This window comes from Nostoc sp. DedQUE08 (genome assembly GCF_034530895.1).
Taxonomy (GTDB): domain Bacteria; phylum Cyanobacteriota; class Cyanobacteriia; order Cyanobacteriales; family Nostocaceae; genus Nostoc.
On the sequence record NZ_JAVRCD010000001.1, the window covers coordinates 224,228 to 237,187 of the forward strand.

Below are 12,960 nucleotides of genomic sequence, written 5' to 3' on the forward strand. Positions count from 1 at the left end.
AACTCACGTTAATAATTAATATAAGTATAAACCCTTGAGATTACAGATAAAACCCCATCTGCGGGTTGCAAACCATTAATTTTTTGTATCGGCAAACGAAAGTATGTGTAGCCGCAATTTCTAATCGTCAGGGCTACATCCGTTTTAAATCTTGTAAAACTGCGGTGGCTGATTGATAGCGATCGCTAAAATGATAGCAAACCATTTTATCTAAAATTGCTGCTAATTCTTCACTTACTTGCACGGTTTGCCGCCAGATCGCATTACCCGTTTCTGGATCTGGGTGGAGTTCTTGGGGTAGTGTTCCAGTTATAGCTTGAATAGCAATCATTCCTAAAGCATAGATGTCACTGCATAAGCGGGGATGACCGGCAAATTGTTCTGGAGGTGCATAACCCCGCGTCCCAATGGCTACTGTGGCTAATTCTGTTTGCTCGCTACTCGACGGTTGCATCAATTTGACAGCACCAAAGTCAATCAATACCAGTCGATTATTTTGAGCGCATCTAATAATATTAGTCGGTTTGAGATCGCGATGAATCACTTGATGTTGATGAACAAATTCTAGAACTTCTAAAACTTGTTTGAGCATTTCCATCACAAATGATTCGTTTTGCACATTTTGTACGGGTGGTAATTCTTCACTTAGGGTATGTCCCTCAATATATTGTTGGATTAAATAAAATTCTTGATTATCTTCAAAATAAGCAAGTAGTTCGGGAATTTGATGGTGTTTACCCAAAATTTCTAAAATTTCAGCTTCACTATGAAACAACCTGCGGGCGACTTGCAAAAATCGTGTATCTTGACGGGCTGGCATTAACTTTTTAACTACACAAGTAGGATTACCTGGTCGTTGAGTATCCTGTGCTAAATAAGTCCGACCAAATCCACCAGCGCCGAGAGTTTGAGAGATTTTGTAGCGTCCACTCAAAAGCAAATCACCTGATTTTATTTCTGGTGAATCAACTGGAGGAGGAAAGTCAACAGACGAGTCGGGAATTGCTGTTTTATCTTCTAAGAGTACATTTAATTGGGCGATCGCTTCTTGTTGTTTTTCAACTTGCAGAACAATCACCTGAGTTTGCTGTTGATTTTGGTAGCTAGTATAAGCGATCGCACAGATACTACTGATCGCCAAAGCAAGAGCAGGAGGGATTAATGGCACCCATCCAGCTTGTAAAAACAAAGCAACGCAGATTACTACTAAGCCAAATAGAGTTATCCCTAACGCCACTAGCAAAAGCAGCGGATTTTGCCACCGCAATACTAAAACACCACCTAATAGCGACCAGCCCCACACCCAAATAAGTTCCACCCAGTTTGGCCAATACCAAATCAAGGGTCGCCCATCCAACACTGTACTGATCAGTTGACTTGCTATCTGTGCATGAATAAACAGAGCAGGCATTCTAGCTGGTTGATCTGGTAAAGCGCTGTAGGGCGTATAAAAGCCACTTGGAGGGATATTAGCCGCTGTAGTGCCAATAATTACCAGACGGTCTTTGAATAAACTGGGGTTGACTCGATCGCTAAGAACATCTGTGAGGCTTACTTGGTCAGCGAGGCTATTGGGGTGACGGTAATTTAATAATATTTGATAGCCCTGTGCATCCAAATGTTGGTAGCCACCAGAATTAGGTTGTAAACGCCGGAACAGGATTTTACCTAATATAAAATCTCCTTTTTTCGTGAAATCGTATTCAATACCTTGCTTTTCTAGATAATTAATTGCAATTAATGCACCAAATGCAAATTGTGTTGTACATTTATTGTCTGTAGAGTTAGCAAATAATAAAGTGCGGCGGAGACTTTGGTCGTTTTCATTGTCAGCGACCACATCGCTAAACCCAACATTATCTATAGGGACATTCGGCGGTGGAGGAATTTCATCTCTACCTAAACTGCTGAACAAACAGGTAGTGACAATGTTATCTTGATTTTGAAGATTAGCCGTCAAATTATTGTCTTCTGGTCGGAAAAGATATAAACCAATAATTCGCGGTTGATAAGACTCTATTTTCTTTAATAGCTGATTGATTGTCCGATCAGATAGAGGCCATTTCTCTCGTTTGAGATCCTTATCAGTAATTTTTACTAGCACAATCCGCCGATCGGGTGCTTCTGATGGACGCGATCGCAACATCTGGTCATAAACTCTTAACTCCCAAGGCTGTAACCATTTGAGTTCCCGAAGTCCCCAGATAAAGGCAGTGACTCCTATACTGGTAACAAAAATAATTGGCAGCCAGCTTTTGCTCTTAGAAGTTTCACGGGAATCCTGAACTTTGACAAAAGGTACGCGGAGTTTTTCTAATAGTCCACTAATCACGGCGTTGAGGCGGTAGCCTGAATTGGGTAGATGTTGTCGGTACAAAAGTCAATTTTGGGAATCTAGGTTAAAAGCTAATTAACCTAAAGCTCCTATTAATGTAGCAATTTACTTGTTAGTTAGAGATTTTGACGTATTCCTACTTTTAAAGCAAGTTTACGCCCAGCGTCAACCATAGAATTAGACAAGCTCTAATCATCTGTTGGAGATGTTTGAACGTCTTCAACAGGACTGGTAATTGGCAAAGAAATCGGATTAGTAGATGGAGTTAGTGAATCTAACTGAGGTTGTTCAAGTGATGCTTCAATGCTGGAATCAGCAGTGGCAGAGCCGACAATTTTATCATAGTTAGAAGCAACAGCTAAAAAAGCGCCACCTAAAATATAGATAGGTAATGGCAGATTAAATTCTTGCAACCAGTCAAACAGTTCTGCTAAGGCAAACAGCACTAAAAAGCAAGCAAGCCAAACCTTCATATTCTTATCCCCTGAATTGAAACAATTCTATTACTAGCTTAAATAGCTTGCATGATAATTGATGTAATACATAATCACCAACTTACAAGGTCTATAGCCGTAGATAGATGGAGTCAAAGTTATAGCAGATGCTATATTCCAATATTTAAGTAGGTGGGTGGAAAAATTTATTGTTGAAATGAGGCAGGAGGCAAAAGGGAAGAGAGTTTTAGCCTAGTTAATTTTTCTTCACATAATTTGGTTTTATTATGCCGACTTACTTACTAGAAAAATTTACAGTAAATTTTGAGTATTTCTATCCAAAATGGCATCGTTGGTTGGAAAATTGCATTTATGCCTCAGAAAGTGGTGTATCAATCTTAATTAGAGATATTACTGAGTGCAAACGCAGCCAACAGCTTCTAACTGCACAGTATGCGATCGCTTACGTCCTTTCTGAGACAACTACGCTTGTGAATGGGGTTCTAGCTATTCTACAATCCTTGTGCGAAAGTTTAGGATGGCAAGCTGGTATTTTCTGGAGTGTAGACGATGAAGCTAATGTTGTACACCCCATGAGTACTTGGTATTCACCTGATTTGGAGAAAGAACCATTTAACCAGCACACAATTACTTTTAGTGAAGGTTTACCCGATCGGATTTGGGCAAGTGGTCAACCTGTTTGGATTTCAGAACCCGCCCAAGACGAGAATTTTTTTGCCACCGCCATCAGATTTCCGATTCGGTTGGGTAATAAAATCTTAGCTGCGCTCGAATTTTTCAGCGCTCAAATTTTAGAACCTGACACCAATTTACTCCAAATGATGAGTGCGATCGCCACTCAAATTGGTCAGTTCATTGAGCAGCAGCGAAGCTCGTCATTACTGCAAGAAAGTGAGAAAAAATATGTCAGATTTTTGAAATTCCAGGTGTCTCGATTGGAGAGGAAAATTCTACCATTGTTAAATAGGTGGGTGGGAAAATTTATCGTTGAGATCGAGCAGGAGGGAAAAGAGTTTTAGCCTAGTTAATTTTTCTTTACATAGTTTGGTTTTATTGTGCCGACTTACTTAAAAATTTAATTGATAACCTGAAAGCTCGAGAGGTTACAGATTTGCGACAATATTTGGATGAACAGCAGCAAATAGAAGAAAATCTGCGTCATAGTGAAGCACGCTACCGCTCACTGGCAGAAGCAAGCGCATCCATCGTTTGGAGCGCCGGGCCTTGGGGCAACGTTGTTGACGAGATTCCGACTTGGGAGGCGTTCACTGGGCAAAGTCCCGAACAATACAAAGGATGGGGTTGGGTTGACGCACTACACCCAAATGACCGGACATCTGTAGCTGCCATTTGGAGACAGGCCTTTTTTGGACGCAGCGTTGCAGTTGCCGAGTATCGCGTTCTGCGGCATGACGGCGAATACCGTGACATGGCTATACGTGGTGTGCCCATACTTGACGAATCAGGCGAAATCCAGGAATGGGTAGGAATGTGCATGGATATCAGCGAACGCAAGCAAGCTGAGGCAGAACGCGAGCAACTGTTGGCGCTACTGAAAACAGAACAGACTCGTTTGCTTGAAGCTAACGTTCTGCTTGATACCCTCTTTAATAACGCCCCTGTAGGTATTGGTCTATGGGATGAGAAATTGAGATACGTTCGCTTGAATGACGCTTTAGCTGAGATTAACGGTTTTCCTCAAGAAGCGCATATCGGAAAGACCGTCGCTCAAGTGCTACCTGGGGTAGCTCCTGCGGTGATGGAAGCTTTACACCATGCGATCGAGACAGGAGAATCTATTACCCAAGAGGCCAGTGGAGAGACACCCGCCGCACCTGGAAAGCAACGGCACTGGTTGGTAAATTATTATCCGATTAAACTACCAAGTGATATTACTTGGGTGGGTGCAATCTGCCAAGAAATCACGGAGCGCAAGCAAGCAGAAGTCGAGCGGGAACATCTGTTTGAGCGAGAGCAAGCGGCTCGTGTTGAGGCTGAAACTGCCAAAGAGCAAGTTACCAAGATTTTAGAGAGCATAACTGACGGCTTTCTTGCCTTTGATCGTGAGTGGCGCTTTACCTATCTCAATCATGAGGGAAGCAGAACTCTGGGGCGTTCCTGCGAGGATCTGCTCGGAAAAAATTTGTGGTCAGAGTTTCCAGAACTGGCTAATACTAGCTTTGGTCAACTTTATCTCAGCGCAGTTGCTCTAGGAATGCCGCTTGAGCTTGAAGATTATTACCTACCCTTTGATGCATGGTTTGCGGTTCGCGCTTATCCTTCAGCCACAGGGTTATCACTTCATTTCCGTAACGTTAATCTACGCAAGCAGGCAGAAGCAAAACTGCGCGAGAGTGAGGCGTGTTTTCGGCTGCTGGCTGAGAATTCAACTGATATTATTTCCCGCCAGACAGTAGATGGAATTCTTCTGTACATTTCACCAGCTTGCTACACAGTATTGGGGTATCAACCAGAGCAACTAGTCGGTCATCCCAGCCAGGAGTTAGTTCACCCAGACGATTTGGCAGAGATTGCCAGGAATTACCCAGTCAATGCCGATTTACCAGATATTTATACCGTTACTCACCGCGCTCGTCACAAAGACGGGCATTATATCTGGTTGGAAGCAACTATTCGAGCTATTCGCGATCGCCAAACTCAAGAAATTTTAGAGATACAAGCGTCTTCGCGAGATATCACTAAGCGCAAACAAGTGGAAGAGGAGCAGCGTTTCTTAGCTGAAGCTAGTGGGATTTTGGCTAAATCGTTGGACTACGAGACAACCCTAGCAGGTTTGGCGCGTTTAGCAGTGCCGGAAATCGCTGATTGGTGCTTAGTTGATATTATTTGTGACAATCAATTAGTCCGCCGGCTTGCAACAGCCCATGCCAATCCAGAGAAACAAGAATTGGTCGAAGAGTTACAAAATTATCCGCCTGATTTGGCACAAACAGCAGGAGTTGCGAAGGTAATACGGACAGGCAAATCACAAATTACTCATTTTATTTCTGAGGAACAGCTCCAAGGGTTAACCCACAACGCCAGTCACTTCAAAATCCTGCAAGAACTAAATCCAACATCTGGTATGAGTGTACCGCTAATCGTTCGAGGACGAGTGCTGGGAGCGATGACTTTGGCATCTTCTTCAGGTCGTTTCTACGAGAACAAAAGCCTGATGTTAGCTGAGGAGTTAGCTGACCGAGCAGCGATCGCAGTTGATAATGCCCGACTCTACAGAGAAGCCCAGCAATCTCAACAGGCGGCTTTACGCGCAGCATCTCGCACTACCCGTCTGCAAGCAATTACCGCTGCCCTTTCTGAATCTTTAACTGCAACACAAGTTGTTGAAGTAATTGTGGAGCAAAGTATAGCAGCTTTGGGAGCTAGTTTTGTTTTTGTCGCACTACTGACTGAAAGCGGTACTGAATTAGAACTTGTCCGAACTGTTGGCGGACAACAAGAAATAGTAGATTCATGGCGTCGATTCTCGATTAATGCATCCGCGCCACTGGCAGAAGTTGTAAGAACTAAGCAGCCTATTTGGGAAGAGCCAACAACAGCGAGGATTGCTCGTTACTCAAATCTTGCCAAGGAGTATGCTCAGTCCAACTACAACGCTTGGATTTCGATTCCATTGCTCATCGAGGGACAAGCTATTGGTGGAATGTCTCTAGCTTTTACCGAAATTCAAAAGTTTAATCAAGACGATCGAGCTTTTATGCTGGCACTAGCACAGCAGTGCGCACAAGCGATGGAACGTGCCCGTCTATACGAGGCAGAACAAACCGCCCGGAAAGTAGCAGAAAACGCCAACCGGATAAAAGATGAGTTTCTGGCAGTACTTTCTCATGAATTGCGATCGCCACTCAACCCAATTTTAGGTTGGTCAAAGCTACTCCAAACCAAAAAGCTTGATGAAAAGACAATTCCTCAAGCGCTGAAGACTATTGAGCGAAATGCGAAATTACAGGCTCAACTGATTGAAGATTTACTGGATATCTCCCGGATTTTACAAGGTAAAATCAGCTTGAATATCTACCCAGTCGATCTGACATCTGTGATTTCGGCAGCAATGGAGACAGTGCGGCTATCAGCAGAAGCTAAATCAATTGAGATGCACATTAGTCTGGAACCAAATTTGGGACAAGTTTTGGGAGACTCCAACCGATTGCAGCAAATTGTTTGGAACCTGCTTTCAAATGCGGTTAAGTTTACACCAGAAGGCGGACGGGTTGATATTCGACTATCATCATGTTCTAATGTCAACTCAGCACCCAGCACTCATAACTCAGCACTGATTCAAGTCAGCGACACAGGAAAAGGCATCGACCCCAATTTTCTGCCTTACGTGTTTGAATATTTTCGTCAAGAGAATAGCAGCACCACCAGAAAATTTGGTGGATTGGGGTTAGGATTAGCGATCGTCCGTCACTTAGTCGAATTGCATGGCGGGACAGTCCAAGTAGAAAGTGAGGGCGAAGATCGGGGGGCAACTTTTACTGTGAGACTACCGTTAATCCAAAATCAATTAGAGATTAAACAGGAGAGTAGCAATTCTGAGCCATCTTCAAATTTGAATGGCATCAAAATTTTAGTAGTGGATGATGATACAGATACGCGAGAATTTATTGTCTTCTTACTAGAGCAGTATGGGGCAAATGTGACAGCAGTAACATCAGCAAATGAAGCCCTAGCTACTTTAGCCCAATCCTTACCAGATATACTTTTAAGCGATATTGGGATGCCAGAAGTGGATGGCTGTATGTTCATGCGACAGTTGAGAACACTGCCACCAGAGCAGGGAGGAAAAATTCGAGCGATCGCCCTTACCGCCTATGCTGGAGAAATGAACGCTCAACAAGTGCTAAAAGCCGGATTTAACAAGCATATAGCCAAACCAGTAGAGCCAGCCGAATTAGTAGATGCGATCGCTAACTTAATCGCTGAATAAACCTGCCTCTACCTGTTCGCCATTACTTGATATAGTTAAAACTATTTGTCAGTTTTAAATCATATCTGTAAAAATATTTGCGATCGCTTGTTCCTTTCTTGGTTTTTACTTAAACAAACAATAGGCTTAACAAGTTAGTTGAGCAACTTGTTAAGCCCCTTGTTCAAGTTAGGCAAACTTCCGCTACAGTGTAATAGCTAGCCAAGTTAATAGCTGAATAAACCACAAATGACAAATGTGTAATAGCTGAATAAACCTGTCTCTACCTGTTTACCATTACTTGATATTATCAGGTATGCTCGCTTTATATTCTAGATCGGAAAGAATCCCTTGTTTGATATCAATCTTACGCGAGATGACTTTTTCATCAAAATAAAAATCAGCAACGCGCTGCTGCTCGGCAACGATCGCAGGTGTAATTTTTCTCAATTTATAAGTACGACGGCTTGCCACCTTTAGCGCAACTGCTGGATCTAATTTCTGTTCATCAACTAAAATTTTGGCATAATCGCTTGGTTTTTTTTCAGCCGCTTCTCCTACTTTCTGTGCTTCCTCTAAAAACACTCGCACCAATTGCGGATTTTGGGTGACAAATGCACGCCTGCCAATATAAAACCCGCCGAGAGTATTAATTCCTTTTGCATTTCTCAGATTACGAATCGGGGTAGTACTTTCTACAGCAGCTAAAAGCGGATCGCCACCCACCCAGGCGTCAGCCTTGCCTTGAATAAAGGCATCGCGGGCCTCAGTTGGAGTCAAAGCAACGATTTGAATATCGCTAATTTTTAATCCTACTTCTTTCAACGCTTTTGTTAGTAAATACTGTGCATTGGAACCTACCTGAAAAGCAATTTTCTTCCCTTTAAGATCGGCTACTTTCTTAATAGGAGAATTAGCTTTCACCACAATACCTTGGTTTGTACCATCGCTGGGCGTGCGTCCAGTAAGATAGACAACTTCAGGGATGAGGCCTGGGCGTGCGGCTTGGTCAAATATTGGAGGTGTCTCTCCCACATTACCGATATCCACTTTACCTTCATTCAGCGCTTTGATCAATTGCGGCCCTGCTGCGAATGGCCCAACCCAATTCACGGTTATACCCAATGCTTTGAAACGTGGCTCAACAGCTTTTTTAGACTTGACAATATCACCAGAACTTTGATAAGCCAAGTTAATTACTTTAGCAGGCACTGCTTGGGTGGTTTGTATAAGGCTACCAGCTAACGGAGATAATAAAGTAAACAGTCCCAATGCAGAATATTGGACAACACGCTTTAAGACTGTACGGCGTTGTGGTTGAAATGACTTGTTCATCAGTTATGATTTTCCTAGTAAGTTTTAGCTTTTACGTTGTCAGTCTTACTTTCAAAAGCAAGTAAGATCATAGGAAGTTATTATTTAAACCTCCTAGAACACCAAATTATGGCAAAAAATTGAGATTCTGCTACTTAAACAAATCCCCTTGTACATTTAGTAAATTGGTATTCTAGTTTGTTTAAAAAAACAAACTTCATATTTGATTATTCTCTACTTTTCACTTATCAGTGTTGGTGGAGTAATAGCTGCATATTCTTGAGGCGTGAGTAATGCTTCTTTAACATCAATTTTTTTGGGTAAGATTTTTTCGTTATAGAACAAATCAGCAACATTTTGTTGAGCTTGCATTAGTTCTGGAGTAATTCCTTTTAGCCGATAAGTAGCACGGCTAGAAATTACTTCCTGAATAGGTAAATCAATTTTGAGTACAGGTGCTATGAGTTTCGCTACTTCTTTACGATTCGCTTCTGCCCATTCACCATTTTTCTCAATTTCTTCTAAAATGATCCGAACTAATTCGGGATTTTCCTTAGCAAATTCTCGTGTTCCTACATAGTATCCGCCTGGAGTACCTATATTGGTTGCATCTCTCAGCACCCGCGCACCGTGGAGTTTTTCTACCAAAGCTAAATGAGGATCGCCAGTTACCCAAACTGGAATAGTGCCTTGAATAAATGCGCCACGGGCTTCGACATTGGGCATACTTAAGACTTGAATATCACTATATTTTAAACCTACTTCTTTTAAGGCTTGGATGATAAAATAGTGAGAAGCAGAACCTTTTTGAAAGACTACTTTTTGACCTTTAATATCAGCTAATTTTTTAATTTGAGAGTTTTTCGGAACTGCGATCGCACTACCTTTACCTGAATTAGGCCCAAGTCTTCTGCCAGCCAAATAGATGATTCTTGCACCCGCAGCTTGAGCAAAGATGGGAGGCGTTTCTCCAACAGAGCCAATATCAATTTTGCCCACATTCATTGCTTCCATAAGTTGTGGCCCTTGAGCAAATTGTGACCACTCTACTTTCAAGCCCAAAGGCTCCAAACGTTTTTCTAAAACTCCTCTGACTCTAACTAAATCACCAGAGCTTTGATACCCTATTCGTAGTAGCTTTGTTTTAAAAGTTATAGTCTTAGCCCCTGCTGGCTCTGCTTTCGGAACGCTTCCTGCATTTGTGTTAGATACAGTTGATGTACAACTGATTAAAGTAGTAGATACTACAAAACCAGGTATTATAAATAAGGCGAATTGTTTGATTATTGTTGTCTTAGTTTTCACGAAAATATTAAACATTTTTGCACCTGAATTTTTGATTAACTACTGATTTAAAAGCATTAGCTAATAACGTAAATTTTTCAGTTTATGAAACTTGATTACAGTTATTTACTTATTAGATTTAATTGAATCCGGTGTGAATGCTGCATATTCTTCTGGAGTAAGTACTCCATCTTTGACATTAACCTTTTTTGGTAAAAGTCCTTGTGCATACCATAAATCAGCTATTTGTTGTTGTTTTGTAACAACTTCATCGGTGATTGGTAGTAGACCATATATTGCTTTACTATGAATTGTTTTGAGAGTAGGTACATCAATACCAACTTCACTAGTCTCAAGTTCTGCTAACTTATCAATATTTTTCTGCGACCAATCTTCAGCTTTAATAAACTCCTCTAGAAAAACTTTGAGAATATCAGGATGCTCTTTAGCAAATTTACGTGAGGTAGTATAAAAGCTACCAATATCCTGAAGTCCTTGCCCATCTATTAATACACGACCAAGATTTTTTTGGACATTTCTGGTAATGTAAGGTTCCCAAATTACCCAAACATCAATTCCTCCCTGACTAAAAGCCACATTTGCATCTGGAGGTGGGAGAAAAAGAGATTTTACATCACTCAGTTTTAGTCCCTCTTTTTGTAATGCTTTTAATAAGACATAGTGAGCAATAGAGGCTTTTTGAAAAGAAACTTTTTTGCCTTTAAAGTCAGCAACACTTTTAATCGGAGAGTTTTTTGGTACTAAAAAAGAAACTCCTCTACCATTAAATCGAGTCGTTGCAATATACACAAGAGGTGTACCTGCGGCTTGAGCAAATATAGGTGGTGATTCAGCTGTGGCTGCGATGTCAAGGGAACCAGCATTTAACGCTTCTAAAGCTTGTGGCCCAGCAGCAAACTCTAGCCACTTGACAGTAAAATTCTTTGCCGCCAAACTTTTTTCTAGAGTTCCTTGCTTTCTCATCACTGCAAGAGAACCAAGCTTAGAAGAAACAACTCGTAACTCTTGTTTTTGGGGAATATTAGAGACTGTTTTACTTTGAGATTGTGTACTAACTGGGGATAGTTGGTTTTGAGTATTTTTAGTTTCTTGACTACAACCAACTATGCTCATTGGTATAGTGAAAGTGCAAGCAGCAATTAATAAAGATATATGTTTAGACTCAATTTTATATTTGGCTTCTATAAGTTTAATATTTAGGCTAGATTCACATACTATCTTGGTATTTTTTATTTTTGATTGCAGAAATTTATTGCTAGACAAACTTAGCCTTTGCAAAGATTTTAAAAGCTCCATAATATTTTTCTAGTTAAATTTAATAATTTTGGTATTAGCGCTTTTAATGAGTGCTAATAACTCTGATTTTCAGTTTAGAGTTTATCAAGTTTGGTCTAAAAATAAAGTATTCATAAACACTTGTTTTTAACCAAAAAAATAATTTTTACTATTTTTGATTTCCAAGCATAGAGTATGATATTTAGACAAGTTTTATTGGTCAAAAGTCCAGAATAACTCTTGACTTTTGACCAATAAAAGGTATATTTAAACGCCCATCAACTCAATCTTCTGAGAGGATGTCTGAGAAGTATTCAATATTTCGCTTGATCCCCCCTAGCCCCCCTTTTTAAGGGGGGAACTGGAATCAAAGTCCCCCTTTTTAAGGGGGATTTAGGGGGATCTACAAGTCTCGAATATAACACCAAAAAGTTTTCAGACATCCTCTGAGCTATAAATCCTAAAAGGGACGACTACCTGCAAGGCTAACCCGCTTTAATACTCGTCGCTCATTCGGATCGAATGCTTGACGATAATGTAAGGTAGCTTGATTATCCCAGTAGACAATATCGCCTACAGACCATTTGTGTTCGTAGTAGAACTTGGGTTGATTTAGATGTTGTCTCAACTGTTCAATCAGTTTAGATCCTTCTTCCGGCTCTAACCCGACAATTTCCACTTCTGTGGCAGCATCCAAGTAAAGATGCTTTTTCCCACTCTCTGGATGGGTTCTAACTAAAGGATGGGGAAAGATCGGACTGATTAAAGGAATAGTTTTGTCTAAACGATACAAAGACCGGGGTGCATTCCGATCTCGCAAAAATGGGTTGTAGGTAATTAACTGCAAATCTGCAATCCGTTCTTTGGTGGCTTCATCTAATGCCTCATAAGCTAAATTGGTATTTAACCAATAAGTATCTCCACCATGAGTTGGTATTTCCAACGCATAAAGAAGCGAACCACTAGATGGGATAGGAGTCCATTTGTGATCGGAATGGAAAGTGAGTTCTCCAGTACCGGTATAGCCACCATCAACATTGGAAATCGGAATCACTACCGGAGTTTCTCCTGGTTTAGAAGCCAATACTGGAGTTTCATCAGATGGTACAAAAAGCGCGCCAAAGTATAGAGAAAAGTTCAAAAGCTGTTCATCAGAGAGCTTTTGGTCTTTGAAAATTAAGATGTGGCGATCGCGCAGAGCTGCTTTAAGTTGTAAGATAACTTCAGGTGCGATCGCTTGACTGGCATCAAGATCGGTAACTATCGCTCCCAAAGGAGCATCAATAGGCCTAATTTTAACCTTTGTCAAAGTCGAGGTAGACATCAATATTCTCCTGAATTTTAGT

The 12,960-nt window shown here is 41.1% G+C and carries 8 protein-coding genes; 2 read left to right on the forward strand and 6 right to left on the reverse strand.

Annotated elements, in window-relative coordinates:
- Positions 1-133: 133 nt before the first annotated feature.
- Together RMY64_RS00905 and RMY64_RS00910 are read right to left on the reverse strand one after the other, a co-directional pair.
- Complete coding sequence (locus RMY64_RS00905; protein ID WP_322699088.1) at positions 134-2,332, reverse strand: CHASE2 domain-containing serine/threonine-protein kinase; 2,199 nt, start codon at positions 2,330-2,332, stop codon at positions 134-136.
- Between the two features lie 191 nt (positions 2,333-2,523).
- Complete coding sequence (locus RMY64_RS00910) at positions 2,524-2,808, reverse strand: hypothetical protein (RefSeq protein ID WP_322682435.1); 285 nt, start codon at positions 2,806-2,808, stop codon at positions 2,524-2,526.
- Positions 2,809-3,056: 248 nt separating this feature from the next.
- Here RMY64_RS00910 and RMY64_RS00915 point away from each other — a divergent pair, with 248 nt between their 5' ends.
- Complete coding sequence (locus RMY64_RS00915) at positions 3,057-3,809, forward strand: GAF domain-containing protein (RefSeq protein WP_322699045.1); 753 nt, start codon at positions 3,057-3,059, stop codon at positions 3,807-3,809.
- 92 nt (positions 3,810-3,901) lie between these two features.
- Positions 3,902-7,741, forward strand: a complete 3,840-nt coding sequence (locus RMY64_RS00920; protein WP_322699046.1) for a PAS domain S-box protein — start codon at positions 3,902-3,904, stop codon at positions 7,739-7,741.
- Positions 7,742-8,017: 276 nt separating this feature from the next.
- Here RMY64_RS00920 and RMY64_RS00925 read toward each other — a convergent pair whose 3' ends face one another.
- The 4 genes from RMY64_RS00925 to RMY64_RS00940 all read right to left on the reverse strand — a co-directional run bounded on the left by RMY64_RS00925 (position 8,018) and on the right by RMY64_RS00940 (position 12,938).
- On the reverse strand, positions 8,018-9,055 hold the full coding sequence (locus RMY64_RS00925; protein WP_322669977.1) for an aliphatic sulfonate ABC transporter substrate-binding protein: 1,038 nt from the start codon (positions 9,053-9,055) through the stop codon (positions 8,018-8,020).
- 213 nt (positions 9,056-9,268) lie between these two features.
- Positions 9,269-10,354 (reverse strand): sulfonate ABC transporter substrate-binding protein, encoded by a 1,086-nt coding sequence (locus RMY64_RS00930; RefSeq protein ID WP_322699047.1) that lies wholly within the window; start codon positions 10,352-10,354, stop codon positions 9,269-9,271.
- A gap of 90 nt (positions 10,355-10,444) precedes the next feature.
- Complete coding sequence (locus RMY64_RS00935; protein WP_322699048.1) at positions 10,445-11,452, reverse strand: aliphatic sulfonate ABC transporter substrate-binding protein; 1,008 nt, start codon at positions 11,450-11,452, stop codon at positions 10,445-10,447.
- 622 nt (positions 11,453-12,074) lie between these two features.
- Entirely contained in the window at positions 12,075-12,938 is an 864-nt protein-coding gene (locus RMY64_RS00940) for a TauD/TfdA family dioxygenase (protein ID WP_322669980.1), read from the reverse strand.
- Positions 12,939-12,960: the final 22 nt, after the last annotated feature.